This window comes from Pedobacter segetis (assembly GCF_016623585.1).
Lineage (GTDB): Bacteria > Bacteroidota > Bacteroidia > Sphingobacteriales > Sphingobacteriaceae > Pseudopedobacter > Pseudopedobacter segetis.
Window position 1 is genome coordinate 16,740 of sequence record NZ_JAEHFY010000001.1, and the last position, 22,090, is coordinate 38,829.

The following is a 22,090-nucleotide window of genomic DNA, read 5'->3' on the forward strand; positions in this document are numbered from 1 at the left end:
TTTAAGCAAATAACAAGCCAGTAAATTGTATTTTTTTGTCTTATAAACTTATTTTTTTATTAAAATATCAATTCTGATAATCTTTAAGCTGTAAACTGGTCGTATTATTGCTTATCATTATCCCGAAACAAAATTACATCCAAAGATCATGAGCAAAACCATTATAGTTTCTAACCGCCTACCGGTTAGGATCGCTAAAGAGAATGACGAATACCAACTTAAAGTGAGCGAAGGCGGATTGGCCACGGGCTTAGGATCTATTTATAAGCAAGGAGATAATGTTTGGATAGGTTGGGCGGGTTTAGATGTAGATAAAGGCGATGAAGCAGAAATAACCAATAAACTTAAACAAGAAAATCTTTGTCCGGTTTATTTAGATCCAGAAGAGATACAAAACTATTACGAAGGTTTTTCTAACGAAACGCTTTGGCCAATTTTTCATTACATGAGTACTTACGCCCAGTACGAACAGGTTTATTGGGATTATTACCAATCTGTAAACGAAAAGTTTAAAAAAGTGGTACTAGAGATTGCCGAGCCTGGCGATATCATTTGGATCCATGATTATCAATTGCTTTTGCTTCCGCAGATGATTAGGGAAGCGTTGCCAAATACCACCATCGGTTTTTTTCAGCATATCCCGTTCCCGTCTTATGAGCTATTTAGGCTGATACCTTGGCGGGCTGAATTATTGAACGGGATGTTGGGTTCTGATCTGATAGGTTTCCATACGTATGACGATGTGAGGCATTTTACCAGTTCTGCAACAAGGGTTTTGCCCATACAAACTACCGCAAACGTTATCCATAAAGACGATAGGAATATCACTATTGATGCTTTCCCGATGGGTATCGATGCAAAAAAATTTAACGATCTAACCCATACAGAAGCGGTTTTGCAAGAGAAAGAAGTTTATAACCAAATTATTGGCGATACCAAGATCATCCTTTCTATTGATCGTTTAGATTATAGTAAAGGTATTATCCAAAGGTTATTGGCTTTTGATAAAGTATTGAGCGAAAACCCAGATTATATAGAAAAAATATCCATGCACATGATCGTTGTACCATCTAGGGATAACATTCCTCAATACAGGGATTTAAGAGACGATATTGATAAGTTGGTGGGCAACATCAACTCAAGATATAGGACCCCAAGCTGGCACCCTATACATTATTTCTATCGCTCGTTTCCGATAGAAACACTTTCTGGCTTATACTCTAGAGCAGATATTTGTTTGGTTACGCCAATGCGTGATGGGATGAATTTAGTGAGCAAAGAATATATCGCCAGCAAAACCGATGAAACGGGTGTGCTGATCTTAAGCGAAATGGCGGGCGCTTCAAAAGAGTTGATCGAAGCGATAATAGTTAACCCAAATAATTTGGGAGAAATGTACCGGGCAATTGTACAAGCTTTAGAGATGCCAGAAGAAGAAAAAATATCGAGGATGAAAAACTTGAGGGAAACGGTAATGAAATTTGACATTAACCATTGGGTAAAGATATTTATGGACCAATTAGCGGCGGTAAAAAACCACGAAAAATCTAGAAGGGCGAAACACGTGAATAGCGATTTAAGACATCAATTTAAAGAGGCCTTAAATTCATCAAAAAAAAGGGTTTTCTTTTTAGATTATGATGGCACACTAGTAAATTTTAAAGGAAACCCATTAGAAGCAAAGCCAGATGCAGAGCTTTATCAGATTATTGATGATTTGAACAAGGATGAAAAAAACCATATCGTAATTATCAGTGGAAGAAAATACGAGACCTTGGGAGAATGGTTTGGGCATTTGCCCATAGATCTAATTGCAGAACATGGGGCGTGGAAAAAATTTGATGGTGGCGTTTGGAAAGAAACACCCAATTTATCTGATAAATGGAAACAAACGGTACGCCCCATGTTAGAATCTTATTCTGATAGGACCGCAGGAAGTTTTATTGAAGAAAAGCGTTTTTCTTTAGCTTGGCATTATAGAAAAGTAGAAAAAGGTTTGGGAGATTTAAGGGCAAATGAATTGATCAGTAACATGAGGTACCTAACCCGTGAAAAAGGTTTACAATTATTGCCAGGGAACAAGGTTGTAGAAATCAAGAACTCAGAGATCAATAAGGGAAAAGCGGCACTAGCCTATGTTTACGGAAAAGGGTTCGATTTTATAATGGCCATGGGCGATGACCATACCGATGAAGATATTTTTGAGAGTTTGCCAGAGAAAGCTATTACCATAAAAGTAGGCAGTAGCGTTTCTGAAGCAAAATTTTATTTAAGGAGTGTTGATGAAACCAGGGCTTTACTTCAGCATATCAGTAGTTAAATAAAGTGGTTTATTTAACCTGTTAGAAATACGGTAAGCGGCATTCATTAAACCAACATGGCTGTAGGCTTGTGGGAAATTACCCCACATTCCTCCGGTCTTTTCGTCCACATCTTCACTAAAGAGCATTAAATGATTGCAGTATGGCATTAATTTTTCAAATTCTTTAATGGCATCATCAACCCTACCCACACAGGCCAAGGCTTCCACGTACCAAAAAGCACATATTAAAAAAGTAGTCTCTGGTTTTCCAAAATCATCGCTATGCAAATACCTGTAAAACAAACCCCCTTCTGTTTTCAACTCTTTTTCTAGAGCTATCAAATGGTCTTTTGCTTTTTGAGAATGAGGATCTAAATAATTCATCATGATCAATTGCAGCGTACTTGCGTCTAAATAAGGGCTTCCTACTGCGTGGGTATAAACTTTGCGTTCTGGATCATAACAATCTTCAATGTGCTTTGCCGCCCTATCCCTTAAATCCATTGCCTTTTTCTCTAGCTTTTCATCTTTGATGCTTGTGGCTATTTTTAAAGCAGCACAACAACCCGCCCACTGAAACAAGTTACTGTAACAGTGTATATAGGCACTATTTCTAAATTCCCAAATTCCGGCATCTTTCTCGTCAATAGTATGTTCTATCCTATCTAAGGCAACCTTAACCAGGTCTGCAGAATCTTTTCTTTCAGAAAAAACAAAACGATGATCGGTGTAAAGTGGCAGTAAAGAAATTAAGGCTTGCCCATAAATATCGTTTTGTATATGCTCATAAGCTTGGTTTCCTATCCTAACCGGGCCATTTCCTTCATAACCTTTTAGGTGATCGGCAATCTCTTCTACCAGATTTTTTTGGCGTGAGATGCTGTACAAAGGTTGGTACCTTAACCCTTCCTCAAAAGAAATATCGGTGATGTAATCAAAATATCTTTCGGTTTCTTCAAAGTGCCCAATATGGTGCAATGCGTTTATCACATAATAAGTATCCCTTAACCAACAATACCTATAATCCCAATTGCGCCCGCTACCCGGGAACTCTGGCAAACTGGTTGTACTTGCCGCAATTATTGCCCCAGTATCTTCATATTGATGGATTTTTAGGGCCAAAGCAGAACGAATGACGTACTCTTGGTAAAAATCTCCGATAGAAGATCTTTTTATCCATGTGCGCCAGTAGGCAACCGTTTCTAACAAGAACCTCTCTGCGGTGGCTTCTACAGCGGCTTCCATGGGTTGCCCGTAGGTTAAAATCACATATTTTGTTTCTTTCAGAATAAAATATTGGTCTTCTACTATGTAGGCGATGGTTGCATTTGTGGTTAAACGGATATTATCATCGCAACCAGAATATTCTATATGATTGCTTCCTCTTACGGCTTTTAAAACATCTTTTCCATAATTATATACGGGTTTGCATTTAATTTTTATATGAGGGTTTCCTTCTAAAGGCTCAATTTTTCTGATGAGCATCAATGGTCTAAAATATCTTTTAGATTGCTCAAACCGCGGTGCAAAATCGGTTACTTTGTATTTACCAGAGTCTGTTGTAACCTCGGTACAAAGAACATTGGTGTTTTCTAAATAATATTGTTTAGAGGTAAAATCGCCGCTGGGCTTAACAGAAAATTCTCCGCCTTTCTCGTCGTCTAATAATCCTCCAAAAATGAAAGAACTATCAAACCTGGGCCAACACATCCAATTGATGTTGGTGTTTTTGTGAACATGGGCTATAAAGGCACAATTCCCAATGATACCTGTTTCATAAATGTGTCGTGACATATTTTAAATTATAAGATTTAATATAGGTGTTGCCTATATTTAAGTAAATAGATGGCATTTGGTTTTAAAAAATTAAAAATTTGTTTAATTGTTACCTTCCTGTCTCCTTCTTCTCCGTTCTTGCCGTATTTCTTTTGCTGATTTTGTTGAGGTATCTTTTTTAAGAGCCTCACCGCCAAATATCTTTTTTAAAAAGGTTTCTCTTTTCTCTATGGTATCTTTTTTAATGGTCTTAAAAATATTGAGGTTAAAAAAACCATTATCTTCGTCTTCGGCCTGTAAACTATCTGGTACATAATCAGAAGGGGCAATTTGCTTGCGCAAACTTTCTTTAAGTTTTACGCCATAAAAGCCATAGTTGCTGCTATCCTGTTCAATATATCCACGCCTCGCCATTAAACCACCGATCATGTTAAAATATCCGGTAAGATAACTTTTTAAGCTCCCGTTTGGCTGCCAACAGTAAAGGGAAGATTTTGGTTTTGGCACAATATGAGCCAGATAAATAGACTCGCCAACCGTTAGATCACTAGCGTTTTTACCAAAATAATAATGGGATGCTTCGCCAATACCATAAACATTCCTGCCCCATTCTATAATGTTTAAATAAACCTCGTACATTCTGCTTTTGCTGGTTAAATGTTGGTTTTCTATCAACCAAACAATCAATATCTCCTCAATTTTACGGGCCAGGGTTTTTTGCCGGTTTAAATAAACGTTTTTTACCAATTGCATAGAAATGGTGCTACCGCCTCTTTTAAAAGATTTTGCCTTAAAATTGGTAGCGATAGATTGCCTGATGGATTCTTCTACAAAACCATGATGAGAGAAAAAGGATGGGTCTTCTGAAGTAAGCAAAGCGTTTTTTATGTTTGATGATATTTGATCGAAGGGAACGAAATTTGGATTGCTTGGTCCTATCACAATATCCCTTACGGGTTTTCCCTTCTCATAGGGCGTATATGTAAAAGGGGCGTTAATTTTTTGGAAATTGGTTTTCCCAAACTTCAAGATCTTAAAATCATTAGTCCCGTTTAGATCAGATGAGAAAACAACTCGATCTGGTTTGCTGCTATCCAAATAAAAATTTAGGGCGTATTGTAAGTTGCCCTGTACCTTGATCCCCTCTAGAGATTCAAACAAACCTTTTGGGAAAGCATCAAAAATATCTTGTGCATTTTGATCGTAAGCGTTTACTTTAAGTTCATAGATCTTGTTTTTGCCAAGGGTTAATTTTATATAAGGATTAAATTGGGCTTTACCTAAAGAAACAATTGAAGAACTATCTAGGGCAACATAGTTTGGGCCAATTAAAATTTTTGCATCAATAGATCCGTTTTTAATAATTACATCGTTAGATGCAATTCTGGGCTGGTTGATCAATAAGTTAGAAACAGACCAGCTCCCCTCGATCTCGAATCTATCGCCAGATTTTTCTGCGCTTCTCATTACCGTTCTAACGGTATCAAAGTTTAGTTTTAATCCAAATTTTCTGTCAAGATATGGAAATTCCACCTTTTTATTATCGGCAAAAAGCTTTAAATCTAATTGTTGTTTAGATGGGTTTGCTGTGCCTGCAACATGCCAAACAGCTTGGTTTTTATTGTATTTGATGGTAGAATTTACATTTCCGTTTGTGATCGTTGCCGATTCTGTTAAAAGGCTAAAATGGGTGGTATCTTGGTTATAGGTTATCAAAAAATCCTTAATATCCATATCGTCGGGGATTTTATCTAATGCTTGGTTTAGCAATTTATTCGCCAATTCTGATAAATCTACCTTTGGGTTATTATCTAATGTATCTTTATTTTTCCTCTTAAATAGAAAATCGTAATTACTGATGCTGTCTTTTTTTATAAGGAAAACCAATGCTTTGTGGATTGCCAATTCCGAAATTTTTACGCTACCAAAAATCAAAGGGAAAAGCTTTACACCAACTTCTAAATCGTTGATTTTTGCTAGGGTATCTTTTTGATCAGGAACAATAGAGACGTTTTGAAAATGGACTTTACTTAAACCACTAAAGCCATAAGAATTTATTTTTACGTTTAGATCATAATCTGTTTTTGCTTTCTTTATGGCTTTGGCGATGGCTGCATCAAGCAAGCTTTGTCTTTTATTAAAAGCGATAGTTATCCCGATAAGGAATAACATAAAGATGCTTATAAGAGAGATAATAATTGGTTTTTTATATTTTTTCCACTTTATATCGGTATATATTTTTCTCATAAATAATTTAAGACTGCTGCTTTCTTTCCCCAAAAAAATAATAATCTTCTAATTTAAGTCAAAAACAAAGCCTAAACAAAAGTTATCCACCTAGTTTTTGTAATTTTGGGGATAAACTTTAAAAATGTCTATTAGCAAAGAGAATATACTTGCCGCATTAAAAAATGTAGAAGATCCCGACTTAAAGAAAGATTTGGTAACGCTTGGGATGATAGAAAACTTATCCATAGATGGAAATAAAGTAAGTTTCTATGTTGTTTTAACCACGCCCGCTTGCCCCTTAAAAGATATGTTAGAGAATGCTTGCAGAAACGCGATCAAGCATTTTGTGAGTAAAGATGCCGAAATTGAAATTGTGATGACCAGTAGGGTTACTTCTACGCCAACCCAATTAACAGGGAACATTAAAAACATCATAGTGGTTGCATCTGGAAAAGGAGGGGTTGGCAAATCAACAGTTGCAGCCAACCTGGCTATTGCCTTAAACTTAAATGGGGCAAAAGTGGGTTTAATAGATGCAGATATCTATGGGCCATCTGTACCTATTATGTTTGGTTTACAAGGCGCAAAACCCAAGGCAACAGAAGTAAATGGAAAAACCAGCATAGAACCGATAGAAAAATACGGTATTAAATTGCTATCGATAGGCTTTTTTACCGATCCTAACCAGCCTGTGCCATGGCGAGGCCCAATGATCTCTACCGCAGTTAAACAATTGTTTAATGACGCTAGTTGGGGAGAATTGGATTACCTAGTTGTTGATCTGCCCCCGGGAACAGGGGATATTCATATCACGGTTGCACAAAGTTTCCCGATATCTGGGGCGGTAATTGTTACCACACCACAACAGGTTGCTTTGGCAGATGCTAAAAAAGGTATTGGTATGTTTAGGATGGAGGCGATAAATATTCCCTTGTTGGGGATCGTAGAAAATATGTCTTATTTTATTCCGGCAGAATTGCCCGATAACAAGTATTATGTGTTTGGCAAAAACGGCGGAAAGGAATTGGCAGCGCTATATAATGCTCCGTTTTTAGGCGAGTTGCCCTTGGTACAAAGCATCAGCGAAGCTGGTGATGCCGGTAAACCCGTTGTTTTGCAAGAAAACCATCCAACTGCAACCGCATTTATACAATTGGCGCAAAGAGTGGCCCAACAAGTGGCCATACAAAATGATAAAGCCAATACAAATAAATAGCAATAAATCCCTATTTTTAAATTAAAATTAGCTTATGAGTGATCAAGAAAATTTATTAAAACAAGTAGAGGAAGCTTTAGATACCATTAGGCCCTATTTATTGGCAGATGCCGGAAACGTATCTATCTTAGAAATTACCGAAGATAAGGTTTTGAAGATAAAATTATTGGGGTCTTGTGAGTCTTGCCCAATGAGTATCATGACTTTAAAAGCAGGCATAGAGCAAGCTGTATTAAAGGCGGTACCAGAAATTACCGCCGTGGAGGCCATCAACATTACACCTGTTGATGACCCTAATGCTGTTTTGCCCCACACTTTGAAGTAATCTAAAAACATTATAAAATTTATATCGTTGTAATAATAAAGTGTTTTAACTTTATTTAACAAATAATATCCTTTAAGGGTAATAGATTTGAGAAATATAAATTTGAAAAAGATACTAACCATATTATTGATCGCCATAGGCTTTGCGGCACATTCACAAACGGAGAAACCCTTGGTGCAATTTAGTGGCGTAGTGTATGATTTGGATAGCAATAGTATAGTACCTTATGTTTCAATTAAGAATGTAAGCAACCATAATAATTCTTTCGCATCCAACTATAAGGGTTATTTTTCTTTTGTTTTACAAGAAGGTGATACCGTTGTTTTTAGTTCTATTGGCTACAAGAATTTAGAGTTGGTTATCCCATCTAACCTTAAAGAACATAAATATACCGCAATAATTAGGTTAAAATCAGACAATATCCAACTGCCGATGGTTAGGGTTTTTCCTTGGGCTAGTTATGATGAGTTTAAGAAAGATTTCTTAACAATGAAATTTGCGGACGATGACCTTGAGATTGCCAGAAAAAACCTCTCAAAAAAGAGTTTAAGAGAGCTTTCTGAAAATATACCCAGAGACGGCGAGGAACACAACGCTATGAGCTTTAATAATCTGCACCAGGCCTTGGGTAATAAAAACATGGTTCAAACCAACCCATTGCTAAACCCTTTTGCTTGGGGGGCCTTAATAAAACAGATTACCGAGGGCAATAAAAAAAGAAGCCAAGAATAATAACCACATTTTATCTTCCTTTTTTGGCCAAGGGGAATTTCATTTTATAATCCACTGTTATTGTTCCTTTAGAGATAGCATCCAGTTTTCCTTTTAACATGGTTTTTCTTAAAGGATTTATCCGATCGGTAAATAGCTTGCCCTCAATATGATCGTATTCATGCTGTATAACCCTTGCTGCCAATCCGTTAAATTTCTCTTCGTGGTTTACCCAGTGTTCATCGTAATAGTTAATGAGAACATTTTCATGTCGGGTAACGTTTTCCCTAATATCCGGTATGCTTAGGCAGCCCTCGTTAAACTCCCATTTTTTACCATCTTCATCAATGATATTGGCGTTGATAAACACTTTCTTAAACTCTTTAAGATCTGGTTGATCTTCCGCAAACGGAGAGGCATCAACTATAAAAAGTCTAATGGGTAAACCAACCTGTGGTGCAGCAAGCCCAACGCCATTTGCGGCGTACATTGTTTCAAACATATTGCCTATTAAAGCCTCCAATTCAGCATAATCCTCATCAATATCTAAAGCTTTTTTCTTTAATACAGGGTCTCCGTAAGCAACAATTGGTAATTTCATTTTACAAAAATAAACATTTATGTATCTATTTATAAAAAAACGGGTATAACTATCATAAATTGATATTGTTTGAAATACTAATTTAATTACCTTTAAAAAAAATTATCTTGTATGAAGAGATTTCTATCGTTTCTAATTGTTTTTCAACTATTTGCAATAATTGCTAAATCTCAAACTTGTACACCGCCCACAGGTGGCTCTATAGATGGCAGCGACAAAGGTTGTGTTGATAGGGTTGGCACTTATAAAATCACGGGAGTTACAGGAGCTACCACCTATCAATGGGCCGTTTCTGGGCCAGCTAGTTTATCTAAAGTATCTGATGATACTTACAGTTTGGTTTTTAATGGCCCCGGTAACGTAATTATTTCTGTTACTCCTATCAATGCTTCAAATGGTTCTTGCGCTGGGGCAACGGTTACAAAACCAGTTGCGGTTTCTTCTACTCCAAATAAACCCGTAGTAACCCAAACTGGGCAAACCCTAAGTGCTTCTATTAACCCGCCTCCCACAGTTGCCATTACTTATCAATGGTATTTAGGCAGTACTGTATTAACAAATCAGACTGCACAAACAATTAGCCCTACACAAAATGGCCAATATAGGGTAGAGGTTAAAAACCCATCTGGCTGCAGCATTTTCTCTGATCCTTTTAATTATACGGTAACGGCTGTTAAAGAAGATAATAAGTTTGATGGTTTAACTTTTTATCCAAACCCGGTTACAACGACCGTCCATGTAGAGTTTCCTCAAAAATTCGACATCGAGTTTTTTGATATCTCTGGCCGGAAAACCTTACAGAAATCTAATTTAAAAGGTAATGAAGAAATAGATTTAAGCCAATTAAACCGAGGGATTTACATTATGCGTGTAAATAGTGGCGGCAAATTTGCGGTAAGGAAGCTAATACTACAATAGAACAAAAGAAATTTTATCATCTTAAACCCTGAAATTTCCTTTTCGGGGTTTTTCTTTTTATAAAACAATGACTACAAAAAATATACAAATAGAAACAGTTGAATTAAGGACTTTAAGAACAGAAGACTATGCCGATCTAAAATCAGCAATGCTATCTGCCTATGAAGGGATGGGAGAGAGTTATTGGAGGGAAAAGTCTATCGATAAATTAATTGCCATTTTCCCCGAGGGGCAACTTTGCGTAGAGGTAAACGGGAAGGTGGTGGCCATTGCATTAAGTATTATTGTAGATTATGCCAAACTTGGCGAAACACACACCTATTCGCAAGCAATTGGTAATTATACTTTTAGTACCCATACTTATGATGGCGACATACTTTACGGGATCGAGGTATTTGTTCATCCAGATTACAGGGGGATGAGGTTGGCAAGAAGGCTATATGATGCCAGAAAGCTGCTTTGCGAAAACCTAAATCTAAAATCCATCATCTTAGGCGGAAGGATCCCTAACTATGAAAAATTTGCTCAAGATAATACACCAAGGCAATATATAGATAAGGTTAAGATGAAGGAAATCTATGATCCCACCTTAACTTTCCAAATCTCTAATGATTTTCACGTAAGAAAGATTTTAAAGAATTACTTACCAGAAGACCAACAATCCAAAGAGTTTGCCACCCTTTTAGAATGGAACAATATCTATTACATAGATGAACATAAAGACAATCTGCTCAAAAAAACCACCGTAAGAATTGGTTTGGTTCAATGGCAAATGCGTTTGTTTAAAGATGCCAAAGACCTAATGGAAAGCGCAGAGTATTTTGTTGATGCCGTGAGTGATTATTCGTCTGATTTTGTGGTTTTCCCCGAGTTTTTTAATGCGCCTTTAATGGCAGATTATAACCATTTAGGCGAGGCAAAAGCCATTAGGGAATTGGCAAAACATACCGAAGAAATTAGAAATAGATTTTGTGAACTAGCCGTTTCTTATAATGTAAACATTATTGCCGGCAGTATGCCATTGCTAGAAAATGATAAGCTTTTTAATGTTTCATACCTATGCAGAAGGGATGGAACTTTTGACAGGGCGGTAAAAATACACCCAACCCCATCAGAAATTCACTCTTGGGGAATGAGCGGTGGCGAAAGTTTAAAGGTTTTCGATACCGATGCTGGCCGCATAGGGATATTGATCTGTTACGATGCCGAGTTTCCAGAGCTGGCAAGGTTGCAGGCCCTAGAAAAAATGGATGTTTTATTCGTCCCGTTTTGGACCGATACGCAAAACGCCTATAACAGGGTTAGGATCTGCTCACAGGCCAGGGCAATAGAAAACGAATGCTACGTAGCCATTACAGGCTCTGTTGGTAATTTGCCAAAAGTAAACAATATGGATCTGCAATACGCACAATCTGCCATATTTTCCCCATCAGATTTCGCATTCCCCTCTAACGCCATTGTTGCAGAAACAACCCCTAATAATGAAAACATCTTAATAGCAGATGTAAATCTAGATTTATTGAAAGAGCTTCACGAGCATGGCAGCGTAAAGAACCTAAAAGACAGAAGAACAGATTTTTACGATTTGAAATTGAAAAAGAAGCCCTGATTTTTTTTAACGGCAAAAATAAATTTGGCGCAACACAAGTTTTTAAAAGGCTATGAGATACTCCTCAAAAAAACTCTTAAAATCTTTAGGATAAAGAATATCAATTTATTTGCTTCAATAAAAAAGATTAAAATTATAGCATAATGCCCATTCCCAAAAGCAAAACAACCGCTTCTGCAATTGGTCTAGTACAAACGTAAACCTAATTATTACAAACCTTAATCGTTGCATTTAAAACAACATTAATTATATTTGCATTCCTTAATTAATTTTAGAGACATCATAATGAGAGAAATACAATTTAGAGAAGCCCTACGTGAAGCGATGAACGAGGAAATGCGCAAAGACGACAAAATTTACCTGATGGGTGAGGAAGTTGCCGAGTATAATGGTGCGTACAAAGTGAGCCAAGGGATGCTAGATGAATTTGGTGCGAAAAGAGTGATCGATACACCAATTGCCGAACTTGGTTTTGCAGGTATCGCCATAGGTTCTGCCATGAACGGTTTGCGCCCAATTGTAGAATTCATGACTTTCAATTTCTCTTTAGTTGCAATAGATCAAATTATTAACGGTGCCGCTAAAACCTTATCTATGAGCGGCGGCCAGTTTGGTTGCCCAATAGTTTTTAGGGGCCCAACCGGTAACGCAGGGCAATTAGGGGCGCAACACTCCCAAAATTTCGAGAATTGGTATGCCAATTGCCCCGGTTTAAAAGTGGTTGTTCCATCTACCCCTTATGATGCAAAAGGCTTATTAAAATCTTCTATTTTAGATAACGATCCAGTTATATTTATGGAATCTGAATTGATGTATGGCGATAAAGGAGATGTACCAGAAGAAGAATATTATTTAGAAATTGGTAAGGCAAACATTACCAAAGAAGGTACTGATGTAACTATTGTTTCTTTTGGTAAGATGATGAGCCGCGTGATCTCACCAGCACTAGAAGCATTAGAGAAGGAAGGCATCAATGCAGAAGTGATAGATCTAAGAACGGTAAGACCTATCGATTACGATTGTATCATCAATTCTGTAAAAAAGACCAACCGTTTGGTAGTTGTTGAAGAGGCTTGGCCATTAGCTTCAATCTCTTCAGAAATCGCTTTCAATATTCAAAGGAACGCTTTTGATTACTTAGATGCGCCGGTTATCCGTATCACTTGTGCCGATGTGCCACTTCCTTACGCCCCAACTTTAATTGCAGCTAGTTTACCAAATGCAGAACGTGTGGTTAAAGCCGTGAAAGAGGTGATGTACGTTTCAAAATAGAATCAAGAAAATTATTTAAGATATATAGAGGCTGTCTCAAAAAATAAATTGAGCCAGCTTTTTTTGTTCTTTGGATTTCCTGTGGTAGTGATTTGTGGAGGTGCCTATTTCTGGCTTGACCAAATTAGGTCAGCAAGTTCAAACTGTTTGAGGGTGTAAATAAAATACAGATATAATTAATTGTGATAACATTTAAAATTTAACGTATCACTTATAATGCTCAAAATAAAATCTTTTACAAAATATCTCATATCCAAAAGTTACCTAAACACCATATAAAATAGTAATTTTGCAGCCCAACAATGCCATAATGGCTTATACTCGCCCATGGCTTAATTGTTGATTTTATCATATTTTAATTACAAGAAAACAAAGATGTTAAGTTTTATCAATAAATTGTTTGGGAGCAAGTCTGATAGAGACGTAAAAGCAGCCAAACCTCTAGTAGAAAAAATAAAAGCCGAATACGAAAAACTGGGTAGTTTAAGCAACGATGAGTTAAGGGCAAAAACCACAGATTTTAGAAATAGGATAAAAGAAGGTTTAAAGGAAATAGACGATAAAATATCGGAAATAAAAAGCAATGTAGAGGCAAACCCAGATATGCCCTTGCAAGAAAAAACCAACTTATACGATGAAGTTGATAAGCTTGAAAAAGACCGTAACAAATCTTTAGAAATAATTTTATTAGAGATCCTTCCCGAAGCATTTGCGGTAATGAAAGATACCGCAAGAAGGTTTACAGAAAACGAAACAATAGAAGTTACCGCTTCAGATTTCGACCGTGAACTGGCCGCCAAAAAGCCAAACGTAATCATTAAGGGAGATAAGGCTATCCATCATAATTCTTGGTTGGCCGCCGGTACAGAAGTAAAATGGAACATGGTTCATTACGATGTTCAGCTGATAGGGGGTATTGTTTTACACGAAGGTAAAATTGCCGAAATGGCCACGGGTGAAGGTAAAACTTTGGTTGGTACCTTACCCATTTATTTAAACGCCCTCTCTGGCGAAGGTATCCATGTGGTAACCGTAAATGATTATTTGGCAAGAAGAGATAGCGAGTGGAACGGCCCAATTTTCGAGTTTCATGGTTTAGCCGTTGATTGTATCGATAAACATCAACCCAACTCTCCACAAAGAAGAAAGGCTTACCAAGCCGATGTGGTTTATGGCACAAACAACGAGTTTGGTTTCGATTACCTGCGTGACAATATGACACGCTCGCCAGAAGAATTGGTTCAAGGGAAATTACATTATGCCATTGTAGATGAGGTGGATTCTGTTTTGATTGACGATGCCCGTACGCCTTTGATCATTTCTGGGCCTATCCCAAAAGGAGACGAGCATGAATTTTACGATCTTAAGCCACGTATTGAGCGTTTGGTTAATGCACAAAAAAATTACGTTACCACCGCTTTAAATGAAGCAAAGAAATTAATTGCAGACGGCAAAACTGGCCCTAGCGAGGGCGAAGGAGGTTTGGCATTATTTAGGGCTTATCGTGGTTTGCCAAAAAACAAAGCTTTGATCAAGTTTTTGAGCGAGAGCGGGATGAAGGGCATCCTCAATAAAACCGAAAATTACTATATGCAAGATCAAAACAAAGAAATGCCATTTGCAGATGCAGAGCTATTCTTTGTAATTGATGAAAAAAACAACCAAGTAGAATTATCAGAAAAAGGCATAGATCTAATTACAGCCTCTGGTGAAGACCCACATTTTTTTGTGATGCCAGATGTAGGTACCGAAATTGCCGACATAGAGAAATCTAACTTGAGCAATGAAGAAAAAATCACAAAAAAAGACGAACTAATTCGCGATTTCTCCATAAAATCAGAGCGTATCCATGCGGTAAATCAATTATTAAAAGCTTATACTTTATTTGAAAAAGATACAGAATACATTATTGACGAAGGCAAAGTAAAAATTGTAGATGAACAGACAGGGCGTATCATGGATGGCCGTCGTTACTCTGATGGCTTACACCAAGCAATTGAAGCCAAAGAGAACGTAAAGGTAGAAGATGCCACACAAACCTACGCAACCATTACGCTTCAGAATTACTTTAGGATGTACCACAAATTATCCGGCATGACGGGTACTGCGGTTACAGAGGCTGGCGAACTTTGGCAAATCTATAAACTGGATGTGGTAGAAATACCTACCAATCGCCCAATCATCCGTGATGATAGACAGGATAAAGTTTATCGTACCATGCGAGAAAAATATAACGCCGTTGCAGAAGAGATTGTAGAATTAACGCAGGCAGGCCGCCCGGTTTTAGTGGGTACAACATCAGTAGAGATTTCTGAACTGTTAAGCCGTATGCTTAAAATGAAAGGAATTAAACACAATGTATTAAATGCCAAACTTCACCAACGTGAAGCGGATATCGTTGCCGAAGCGGGTAAAGCAGGCCAGGTAACCATTGCCACCAACATGGCTGGGCGTGGTACCGATATTAAATTGGGCGAAGGCGTTAAGGCAGCGGGTGGTTTGGCAATTGTGGGCACAGAGCGTCATGAATCTCGCCGTGTAGATAGGCAGTTAAGGGGTCGTTCTGGTCGCCAGGGCGATCCTGGTTCTACACAGTTCTTTGTTTCTTTAGAAGATAATCTGATGCGCCTATTTGGCTCAGAACGCATTGCCGGACTAATGGTAAGGATGGGCATTGAAGAAGGGGAGGTTATACAACATTCAATGATCACCAATTCAATAGAAAGGGCACAAAAGAAAGTAGAAGAGAACAACTTTGGTATTCGTAAACGTTTATTAGAATATGATGATGTGATGAATTCACAACGTAGCGTAATTTATTCTAAACGTAAAAATGCGCTTTTCGGAAACCGTTTAGATGTGGATATAGAAAACATGATCTTAGACGTGGTAGATGATGTGGTTTTTGAGTATAAAGAAGAAAACAATTATGAAGGCTTAAAATTAGAGCTTTTAAGGTTATTTGCTTTTGATAGCAATGTTTCTTTAGATGATTTTTCTAGCCTAAACGCAGATAAACTGGCAGATACGGTTTTTTTAGAGGCCATTAACCATTATAAGCACAAATCAGAAGCCATTGCCAATCAGGCTTACCCGGTTTTAAAAGAGATTTATGATAGCCGTGGGCAAAACATAGAAAGCATCATTGTTCCTTTTACAGATGGTACACATGGCATACAAGTTGCTGCCCCATTAAAAAAATCAATCGAAAACAAGGGCAAAGAGGTGGTAAAAGCTTTTGAAAAAACCATTACGCTTTCGCTGATAGATGATAGCTGGAAAGAGCATCTGCGAGAAATGGATGATTTAAAGCAATCTGTACAAAACGCAGTTTATGAGCAGAAAGACCCATTGGTTGTTTATAAGGTAGAAGCTTTTGATTTGTTTAAAGGTATGCTTACGGTGGTAAATAAAGATGTTGTAAGCTTCTTGTTTAAAGGGGGGATCCCCGTTCAAGGCGATGCCCCGTTAAGAGAAGCCCGTCCACAGCCAAAAACAGACATGAGCAAATTAAAAATCTCTAAAGCAGAAAGCGTTCATGAAAACAATGGCGTACCCGCAGAAGATACTCGTGAATTACAAAAAACACAACCAATTAGGGCAGAAGTTAAAATAGGCCGTAACGATCCTTGCCCTTGCGGAAGTGGCAAAAAGTACAAAAGTTGCCATGGGGCAAACGCATAAATGAAGTTTAAAAACAACATATTAATTATAGCCTTTACCTTGGCCTCGTTTTTTGCCTCTGCACAAAACGAAGCTAAGGTTACCGTTGTTAAAAACCCTTTAATTGATAGCTTAATAGCAAGAAGAATTGCCCTTACCAAGGGTGTATTAAAAGATGGCACCACTATTCCTGTATATGGTTATCGAGTGCAGATCTATTATGGGCCCGATAGAAAACAAGCTTATAATGAACAAGCAAGGTTTAAATCTTATTATCCCGAATATGAGACCTATCTTTCTTATATGCAGCCCAATTATAGCATTAAAGTTGGGGATTTTAGAAACAAAGCCGATGCCCAAAAATTATCGAATGATCTAAGGCCCGCATTTCCCACCGTTTTTGTGTTTAACCTGCCTATTAATCCGCTTAAAGCCGATGAATAATCCATTAAAAGATAAAACCAGAGCCCTTGCTGCTCAAATTCATGAAGAGGTAACGCAAAAAAGAAGACATCTACATTCGCATCCCGAGCTTTCATTTGAAGAATATAACACCTCTTTATTTGTTAAAAACGAATTAAAGAAATTAAACATTCCGTTTACAGAAATGGCAGGGACAGGCGTAGTGGGCATTATCAAAGGAGACAAAAATTCTGATAAGGTAATTGCCTTAAGGGCAGATATGGATGCTTTACCTATTTTTGAAGCTAACCAAGTTGAATACAAATCTAAAAACGAAGGTGTAATGCATGCCTGCGGACATGATGTACACACTTCGTCATTATTAGGGACCGCAAAGATTTTAAGCGAGTTAAAACCTGAATTTGGAGGAACCGTAAAATTAATTTTTCAGCCCGGCGAAGAACGCTTGCCGGGTGGCGCCAATCTAATGATACAAGAGGGCGTATTGGACAACCCCAAACCAACTGCGGTAATGGGGCAACACGTAATGCCATTGATAGAGGCCGGCAAAATAGGCATCAGGTCTGGCAAATACATGGCCTCTACAGATGAGATTTACGTTACCATTAAAGGTAAAGGTGGCCACGGTGCCCAACCACAACAAAATATAGATCCCGTGGTGATCATGGCACAGATGATCACCGCTTTACAAACCATTATAAGCAGATCATCAGACCCCCGCTCCCCCTCTGTGCTTTCTTTTGGGAAAGTAATAGCCCAAGGCGCAACCAATGTAATCCCAAATGAAGTTTACTTGGAAGGAACCTTTAGAACCTTGAATGAGAAATGGAGGGCAGAAGCCCACCTCAAAATGAAAAAATTGGCAGAAAACATTGCAGAGGGTATGGGCGGTAGCGTTGATTTCAGAATAGAAAAAGGTTATCCTTTTTTGGTAAACGAAGAAAAACTAACTGCCAGAACCAAAGAGGCCGCTATAGAATATTTAGGAGAGGAGAATGTTTTGGATCTGGATATTTGGATGGCCGCCGAAGATTTCGCTTACTTTTCTCAAGCCTCTGATGCTTGTTTTTACCGCTTGGGCACTAGAAACGAAACAAAGGGAATTACCTCATCGGTACATACGCCAACCTTTGATATTGATGAAAAAGCATTGGGCTTAAGTACTGGTTTAATGGCTTATCTGGCTTTAAAAGAATTGGGGAACTGATCAACTATCTTAGGCTAATTTTAATCCACATAAATTTAAGGGGTTTAAAGAAATTTGCGTTAACCTACAATTTATCATTGCCTTTATAGTTTTCTAATCAAGAATAAAAATAAGTTTTAATGCTGTATTTTAATTTATCCTATTGAAAACATCCTCTACAAAATATCTTATTATCCTGTTTTTAGGCCTTGTATTTAATTTTAAATATGCTTTCTCTCAAGCCATCCCTCGTTTTAATCCCGATACCCTTCTAACTGTAAAAATAGATAAAGATGTGGTTGTTAAAGTGGGCAAATCTGGTTTAAATGTAGAAGATTTTATTCATGAAATTGTAACCGATACCAGTTTTTATGAGGCTTTTAGAAATATGAAAAAGTATTCTTTTACCGCTGAAAACAGTATCTACACCTATAATAAAAAAAATAAAGTGGTAGGCAGCATCTACCGTAAGCTGCAACACTCACCTACGGGCAATCATCTAAAAATAATTTCAGAGAAATCAGAAGGCGATTTATACAAACGCAATGGCGATTATGATTTAACAACACTGAAGCTTTTCGATTATATTTTTATGCGGGCCTATAAAAGCGGTTATACCGCAGAAGATGATAAAAGTGATGATGGCAGCAAAAGCGAGTCTTATAAGGATAAGTTAAAAACACTTATTTTTTCGCCCGGAAGGCCTGTGAAAGGGGTCCCGTTTATTTCTAGTAAAACAGAAATTTTTACCGCTAATATGCGCCAAGATTATGATTACAGGTTTTTTAAAGGGATGTATTTAGATTCTATCCCTGTATATCGCTTTAAGGTAACGGTAAAAAATGATTTAAGTAAAGGAGAAAAAGACGGCATCATGATCAAAGAACTAACCACCATATTTGATCAGCGCAATTTTCAAATTTTGGGCCGATATATAGATATGAAGCTTAATAATTTAGCTTTTGATTTTGATGTACAAATGAATATTGAAATGGGTTATTTTGATGGCGAGATATTACCCACCAAAGTAAGCTACCAAGGAAACTGGGATGTTCCGTTCAAGAAAGAAGAAAGAGCAAGCTTTTTAGTTTTACAAAAAGGATATAGCATGCCTTAAACAATCATATTACATCAGCGGCTTAATTTATACTCCTTCTAAATAACCTCAATTGACAAAGGGTTGACACATCATACGCCCCGCTCGGTTACTTTTGTGATGTTTAAAAAAAACTAATTGAAGTATCTAAAAGTAATAGCATTCACACACAAACTTATCGATTTGAAAGAATTGGGATGCTTGGTTTTATGTGAAGAAGCTATATACAGTAGGCTTGAATTAGTAAAATCTACTTTTGACATTCCCGAAATTTTTTATTTAGCCACTTGTAACCGAGTAGAGTTTGTTTTTACGGCAAACAACCAGTTAGATAAGGCTTTTGTTAAATCTTTTTTACAGGCTTTACACGCCGATGCTTTAAGCGAAACCCAATTGCAAAGCATTACCGATAACAGCGAATTATATGAGCAAGAAGAAGCCTTAAATCATTTAATGCGTGTTTCTAGTTCTTTAGAAAGCCTGGTAGTTGGCGAAAAGGAAATTTTAGCACAAGTAAGGAAATCTTACGAGAACTGCCGCTCTAAAAAGTTTACTGGTGATTATCTAAGAATGGTAATGAATACCGTGGTAAAAACGGCCAAGGAGGTTTATACCTTTACCAACATCGCAAAAAACCCTATTTCTATTGTTTCATTGGCTTACAGAAAACTAAGGGATTTACAGGTTTGCTCCAATTCCCGAATTTTGATCATCGGTGCAGGCGAAACCAATCAGAACATCGCAAAATATTTGAAAAAGCATACTTATACCAATTTCGCTATTTTCAATAGAACGTTAAGTAAGGCTCAAGATTTAGCCAATGAATTGGGCGGAAATGCTTATCCGTTAGAAAGTTTAAAAACTTTTGATAAAGGCTTTGATGTAATCATTACCTGTACCGGCTCAAAAGAACCAGTAATAACAAACGAGATATATAAACAATTGTTAGCTGGGGAAGAAAATGCTTCTAAGGTAATTGTTGATTTGGCAGTTCCTGGAGATACCTCACCAGAAATCTTGCAGAATTATAAGGTACAATATATTGAGATTAACTCCTTAAAAGAAATTGCAGAGAACAACCTAAAAGAACGCTACCAAGAGTTGATCAAAGGAGAGGCAATTATTGCCGATAACATTGTACAATTTAGACCTGTTCTGCAACAAAGAAGGGTAGAATTGGCCATGAAAGAAGTTCCGCAGAGGATAAAAGAAATAAAAGATCGGGCGTTAAATTCTGTTTTCGCCAATGAAATCGAGGCATTAGATGAAAACTCTAAACAAGTTTTAGAGAAAGTAATGGCTTATATGGAGAAAAAGTATATTAGTGTGCCCATGGTAATGGCTAAAGATATTCTTATCAATTGCAAATGATATAAATTTCTATGATCAACCACTAAACTTTATTGCGTTTTTAATGGTGTTCTTAATCCAGAAACGGTATTGATCTCTAGGTTTATGGAACCCACCAAAACCTCGGCTTTAGCCTTTACGGGAATCCTGTTCGCATCGTCGCTAATCCATAGATAAAGCTTGCTATCTTTTCTAAAAACCCTGCCCGGCCTAATTGAGGGGCTAAATTTAAGACAGGCTATTTTGCCTAAATTTGTCCTAATTGTTTCTTTACCCAGATACTCTATGTCCAAAGGGGTAATTTCATCGTCTAAAAAATAATTGATACTAAGTTTGTCGCCAATCTTTACGCCAGATAAATCTAAATTTCTGGCAAAATAATAAGCAGAAACCAGATCAAAGGTTTGTGAAACCGGGGATTTAAAAACACCTTTTGTGGCTACAACTTTTCTTTGGTCTTGATAAAACCTGGCTTTATCGTTTCTGGTATATTTATCCTCTCTTATGTTTTCTGTATATAAATAAGGGGTGTACTCCTTTTGGTCTATGTAAGAATCATACCTGTTCCTTACTTTATAAAAAATATCGAAACTGCCTGAGGTTCCTCCTTCAACCATTAAATGGTAGGTGGGCTTATTATCAAACTTAATATCTGTTGGCAATACCTGTATGGTTGCCTCGGCAGCGGTAAAAAACCCATATTTCAATTTATAGGTTATTTTTTCGCCTGCTTTAAAAGATGATCTATTTAGATAGTCTAAATCTTGTGCTGATATTATTTTGATGGTTAAAAACAGCGATAATAAGACGGTGGATAGTTTCTTCATAATTGATTTAAAATCAATAAACGCACCAATTTAATCTTTACGTTTATAAATAGGTACGGTAGAACAAGGTTCGCCGTACATAACGCTTTTGGCAACATTATTTAATTTATTGGTTATTGCCATAAACGCAGAAGTTGGCACATAGGTTTCCCCACAACCTTTAATTACAATTCGCTGATCTTTAAACCGAGTAACATCCAAAGCATCAATAGACTTTAGATACAAAGCTGTCTCTAAGATTTCTAGATCGCCAAAAACAAAGAAATTAGCCATTGGGCTTAGTTTTGATGCAATTAACATATAAGCCCAAGTTGGCACAATGGCATCTGCAGAACAGATCACGCTCACATTTTTATCTTTATATTTTTCCCAGTCGTTCTGCTTCACAAATTCCCTGAAATCCTTTTCTCTAAGTATCAAGCCCTGAAAAAGATTGTCTTTAATATCATAAACAACACGTTCTCCCGCAACCTTCAAAGTTGCCAAATCAAAAGATACCAATCCGCTTTGGGCAACTTTATTTACTATGTTTTCTTGAATATCCATTTCTTTAAAATAAAAAAACCGAAGACATAACGAGCCTTCG

At 37.2% G+C, this 22,090-nt stretch carries 17 protein-coding genes; 12 read left to right on the forward strand and 5 right to left on the reverse strand.

What is annotated here, in order from left to right:
• The first annotated feature begins 148 nt into the window (after positions 1-148).
• A complete protein-coding gene (locus I5M32_RS00080; RefSeq protein WP_200583616.1) occupies positions 149-2,320 on the forward strand; it encodes a bifunctional alpha,alpha-trehalose-phosphate synthase (UDP-forming)/trehalose-phosphatase in 2,172 nt (723 codons plus the stop codon).
• Here I5M32_RS00080 and I5M32_RS00085 read toward each other — a convergent pair.
• Positions 2,297-4,096, reverse strand: coding sequence for a glycoside hydrolase family 15 protein (locus I5M32_RS00085; protein ID WP_200583618.1), 1,800 nt, complete (start codon positions 4,094-4,096; stop codon positions 2,297-2,299). The two genes, I5M32_RS00080 and I5M32_RS00085, sit on opposite strands and share 24 nt — an antisense overlap.
• A gap of 84 nt (positions 4,097-4,180) precedes the next feature.
• Positions 4,181-6,250, reverse strand: coding sequence for a biosynthetic peptidoglycan transglycosylase (locus tag I5M32_RS00090; RefSeq protein ID WP_234461813.1), 2,070 nt, complete (start codon positions 6,248-6,250; stop codon positions 4,181-4,183).
• 199 nt (positions 6,251-6,449) lie between these two features.
• Here I5M32_RS00090 and I5M32_RS00095 point away from each other — a divergent pair, with 199 nt between their 5' ends.
• The 3 genes from I5M32_RS00095 to I5M32_RS00105 all read left to right on the forward strand — a co-directional run bounded on the left by I5M32_RS00095 (position 6,450) and on the right by I5M32_RS00105 (position 8,580).
• A complete protein-coding gene (locus I5M32_RS00095) occupies positions 6,450-7,523 on the forward strand; it encodes an Mrp/NBP35 family ATP-binding protein (RefSeq protein WP_200583622.1) in 1,074 nt (357 codons plus the stop codon).
• Positions 7,524-7,557: 34 nt separating this feature from the next.
• Positions 7,558-7,848, forward strand: coding sequence for a NifU family protein (locus I5M32_RS00100; RefSeq protein ID WP_200583624.1), 291 nt, complete (start codon positions 7,558-7,560; stop codon positions 7,846-7,848).
• Positions 7,849-7,950: 102 nt separating this feature from the next.
• Positions 7,951-8,580, forward strand: coding sequence for a carboxypeptidase-like regulatory domain-containing protein (locus tag I5M32_RS00105; protein ID WP_200583627.1), 630 nt, complete (start codon positions 7,951-7,953; stop codon positions 8,578-8,580).
• 10 nt (positions 8,581-8,590) lie between these two features.
• On the opposite strand, the gene def is transcribed toward I5M32_RS00105, so the two are convergent.
• The gene (gene def / locus I5M32_RS00110) at positions 8,591-9,160 is read right to left on the reverse strand and encodes a peptide deformylase (RefSeq protein WP_200583629.1); all 570 of its coding nucleotides are present in this window, start codon (positions 9,158-9,160) and stop codon (positions 8,591-8,593) included.
• A 111-nt stretch (positions 9,161-9,271) separates the two neighbouring features.
• On the opposite strand from def, the gene I5M32_RS00115 reads away from it, so the two are divergent.
• The 8 genes from I5M32_RS00115 (at position 9,272) to hemA (ending at position 20,698) form a co-directional block, all read left to right on the forward strand.
• On the forward strand, positions 9,272-10,078 hold the full coding sequence (locus tag I5M32_RS00115; protein WP_200583632.1) for a T9SS type A sorting domain-containing protein: 807 nt from the start codon (positions 9,272-9,274) through the stop codon (positions 10,076-10,078).
• A gap of 67 nt (positions 10,079-10,145) precedes the next feature.
• Positions 10,146-11,687 (forward strand): bifunctional GNAT family N-acetyltransferase/carbon-nitrogen hydrolase family protein, encoded by a 1,542-nt coding sequence (locus I5M32_RS00120; RefSeq protein ID WP_200583635.1) that lies wholly within the window; start codon positions 10,146-10,148, stop codon positions 11,685-11,687.
• 285 nt (positions 11,688-11,972) lie between these two features.
• Positions 11,973-12,959 (forward strand): pyruvate dehydrogenase complex E1 component subunit beta, encoded by a 987-nt coding sequence (locus tag I5M32_RS00125; RefSeq protein WP_200583637.1) that lies wholly within the window; start codon positions 11,973-11,975, stop codon positions 12,957-12,959.
• Between the two features lie 375 nt (positions 12,960-13,334).
• Complete coding sequence (secA, locus tag I5M32_RS00130; RefSeq protein WP_200583639.1) at positions 13,335-16,643, forward strand: preprotein translocase subunit SecA; 3,309 nt, start codon at positions 13,335-13,337, stop codon at positions 16,641-16,643.
• On the forward strand, positions 16,644-17,066 hold the full coding sequence (locus I5M32_RS00135; protein WP_200583641.1) for an SPOR domain-containing protein: 423 nt from the start codon (positions 16,644-16,646) through the stop codon (positions 17,064-17,066).
• Complete coding sequence (locus I5M32_RS00140; protein WP_200583643.1) at positions 17,059-18,252, forward strand: M20 metallopeptidase family protein; 1,194 nt, start codon at positions 17,059-17,061, stop codon at positions 18,250-18,252. Before I5M32_RS00135 ends, I5M32_RS00140 begins: the two co-directional genes overlap by 8 nt.
• Positions 18,253-18,394: 142 nt before the next feature.
• Positions 18,395-19,348: a hypothetical protein gene (locus I5M32_RS00145; RefSeq protein WP_234461814.1), complete on the forward strand. Its 954-nt coding sequence runs from the start codon at positions 18,395-18,397 to the stop codon at positions 19,346-19,348.
• Positions 19,349-19,465: 117 nt separating this feature from the next.
• Positions 19,466-20,698: a glutamyl-tRNA reductase gene (gene hemA / locus I5M32_RS00150; RefSeq protein WP_200583645.1), complete on the forward strand. Its 1,233-nt coding sequence runs from the start codon at positions 19,466-19,468 to the stop codon at positions 20,696-20,698.
• Positions 20,699-20,727: 29 nt separating this feature from the next.
• Here the strand turns inward: hemA and I5M32_RS00155 are convergent, their stop codons facing one another.
• Both I5M32_RS00155 and I5M32_RS00160 read right to left on the reverse strand, forming a co-directional pair.
• Positions 20,728-21,504, reverse strand: a complete 777-nt coding sequence (locus tag I5M32_RS00155) for a DUF3108 domain-containing protein (protein ID WP_200583647.1) — start codon at positions 21,502-21,504, stop codon at positions 20,728-20,730.
• 30 nt (positions 21,505-21,534) lie between these two features.
• A complete protein-coding gene (locus I5M32_RS00160; protein ID WP_200583649.1) occupies positions 21,535-22,050 on the reverse strand; it encodes a DUF2480 family protein in 516 nt (171 codons plus the stop codon).
• Between the last annotated feature and the right edge of the window lie 40 nt (positions 22,051-22,090).